3 protein-coding genes are annotated in these 2,642 nt (G+C 58.8%); 1 reads left to right on the top strand and 2 read right to left on the bottom strand.

Features of this window, described 5'->3' with window-relative positions; translation table 11 throughout:
• Positions 1-714: hypothetical protein (locus ACFDS3_RS20650; protein ID WP_375264201.1), on the top strand; the 714-nt coding region annotated here is incomplete at its 5' end.
• 113 nt (positions 715-827) lie between these two features.
• Here the strand turns inward: ACFDS3_RS20650 and ACFDS3_RS20655 are convergent.
• Both ACFDS3_RS20655 and ACFDS3_RS20660 read right to left on the bottom strand, forming a co-directional pair.
• On the bottom strand, positions 828-1,745 hold the full coding sequence (locus ACFDS3_RS20655; RefSeq protein ID WP_375264202.1) for a hypothetical protein: 918 nt from the start codon (positions 1,743-1,745) through the stop codon (positions 828-830).
• On the bottom strand, positions 1,733-2,642 hold a 910-nt coding region (locus ACFDS3_RS20660), incomplete at its 5' end, for an ankyrin repeat domain-containing protein (protein ID WP_375264203.1). The genes ACFDS3_RS20655 and ACFDS3_RS20660, both read right to left, overlap by 13 nt.

The raw sequence follows: 2,642 nt of genomic DNA on the forward strand, positions 1-2,642 counted from the left end.
GTCAATCTGGGGATCTCGGTGGTCGGCTTCGCCATGATGATGAAGCGACTGACGGCGATCACCCAACATCTTGATAGGCTTGAGGAGCGGGTCGATAAGGTGACGGCAGACCGCCGCGAAGATGGTCTTCGAGACCTGCTCGCTTCTCTTGCTGCTGCATTGGAAAACGTCGACACTCTACACCTGCGTCGAGATCCGACCTACGTTGCCGAAGCCCTTCAGCTTCAACTCGACGAACTCCTCTTTATGCTGGCCGCGCGGTTCCGCCAAGTGCTGGATCAAAACGCTCTAGTCGAGGAGGACCTGGATCTTCTCTGGACTATCGCAAGCGCTGTGCGGCTCTGCCACGAAGCGAGCGACCGAGCACTCTTTGTTGCAGAGCAACTCCAACTCGCCGCGACGCGAGCTGAGCGGCAGAGTAGTGCTCTTCTCGAAATGACCGGCGCATTGTCGTCGGATCTGCTCGCCAGACGCATCGCGCAAGCTTCTGCCCCAGATGAGCGTCAGGCGCGTCGGCGCGCAGTCCTGCCTCAGGCCCAGATGCTCATGAGCGGCCTCCAAGAGGCTATCGGCACGACTGCCGGACGCGCAAGCCTGACGCACTCACTGTTCGCGCAGGGCGCATCAGGACGAGCTTACTTGGAGAGCGTCGAGTCAGAAAAAGAACATACGCTACTCTTCCTGCCGGAACGGCAGAAGGTTGCCACCGGGTAGAAAACCTTGCGGAGGGTAGCCGGAAAAACCGTCATCCGGTGACCTGCCACCGAACGCACGCGTATCTATCTTTTCGGTCAAGTCGCCGAGACGGCTAATGCAGCGCGGGCCGTTCAAGGCAACTGGATATCAGGCTCGCCTGCGTCAGCTATCGCCGGCGCGGGGCAGCCGTCTGGCAGTTCGAGGCAATCGCATTGCTCATCAACATTTTTGGCCGCTTCGCTACCAAGTTCAGCACGGATGTTTTCAGCATGGGCGCGACACTGTGAAATGGTCAGTTGGTTTGGTAGACCCGGCGTGTGGACGATCAGGGAGCATACCTGCGACACCCGGTCGGTTTCCGATGCCGGCCTGCCTGCCATGATCCGAAGCGCTTCCATGTCCTCGAGGGATTGGCAGGCATCCTTGACCTCGAGCGCGGTGACGCTGACGATCGTTAAAGGACCAAGTATAGGAACGCTCTCCAGTGGGATCGAAGCAATGTTGCGCATAGCATTGTCAGCAGAACGGCGTCCGATCCTTGCAGTGATCCGGTCAAGTTTTTCGACCTGCCAGTCAGGTAGCGGTCTGCGCTTCTCCAGCTGGCCGATGGTCATTCGGGAATCCGCCAGCTGCCCCTCGAGCTTCTGGACAGATCCGGTCAGCACACTGTTCTTCTTAATAACATCAGCTCTCTCGCCTTCCAGGCGCGCTAACTCCGCTTTCAAGTCTTTCTCGCGCCTGTCATTTTCTTTCCTGCGCTGAGATAGGCGCTCGACTTGCCTCTCCATCTTGAGTTTTTCCGCGTAAAGCTCTGAGGCTCTAATCCTAGCATTCTGCAATTCCGTGGCAGTCGACACTACCGGTGACAGCGCCATTCGATTTGCGATGTCGAGCATGGCACTCGCGATGGGCGCTATCGTAAATGAGGCGATGTTCGACAATAGGACAGCGAAGAGTAATATCAGGATGGTTCCATTGCGCCCGGCGGAGATGACGCCGCGGAGAAGGCTGATTGGAGAAACCTTCATTCGCGACTTCACTTCGAGCAACGCTCATGGAGGTCCCAATAAGTTGAGTCTGCCTGCAGCTTCTTGTTCAACGCATACACAGATATTGCTGACCTGCCCCGCTTGTCTTGGTGGCAGGGCTTCGAAGAAGATCCGAGCAGTTCGCGGAAGATGATCGGCGATCCGGTGTAAGCCGCTGCCAAGATTAGTGGTGTGACCCCCTCATCGTCAGATGCGTCGGGGGATGCTCCCCCGGCCAAGAGAGCCCGAACCGCCTCCGGATCAGCATCCATGCGCCGCGCTATGGCATGCAAAGGGCTCTCGCCATCTTCGTCTTCCACCGAGGTATCCGCTTTTGCCTGAAGAAGAAGCGCGACCTCCGGATGACCTGCGGTGGAGGCCGAGCGATGAAGTGGTGTCCTTTGCTTCTCGTCGAGGGCGTTCACTGGAGCGCCGCCGCTCACGAGCGCAGCCATGACCGGGGCGCCATTCGGCCGACTTGCGACGAGATGCAGCGCGGTGGTAGCGCAAGTCCAGATTGGTGTTCGACATGTGTCCGGCGGCACCAGTGCCGCGATCTCTGAATCCCAGACCAGTAGAAGTGACAAAACGGCAGGAACGGAGCTGTCGGCTGCGGCGCTGTGCAACGGCGTGTATCCGTTTAGGGTCGTGAGGGTTACATCGGCACCAGCAGCCAGTAGCGCCTGCACGACTTCAGGCCGGCGGGCATGCGCTGCCGCCAGATGAAGAGGCGTTTCACCGGCTTCTGTTCTCGCCTCAACCCTCTGGCCGCTATCGAGGCAAAACCGCACGTCCTGAGCGGACGCCTCCGCGTAGAATTCTGGTGAAAGCCAGTTTGCACACTGGACAGGCGAAGTCTGAGCCAGCAGGGGCACCGGAACACCGAATGATGAACCGAGTGCAAGCATGAGAGCAGCA

Origin of the sequence: Palleronia sp. (genome assembly GCF_042089775.1) — a bacterium.
In the GTDB taxonomy this organism is placed as follows: domain Bacteria; phylum Pseudomonadota; class Alphaproteobacteria; order Rhodobacterales; family Rhodobacteraceae; genus Palleronia.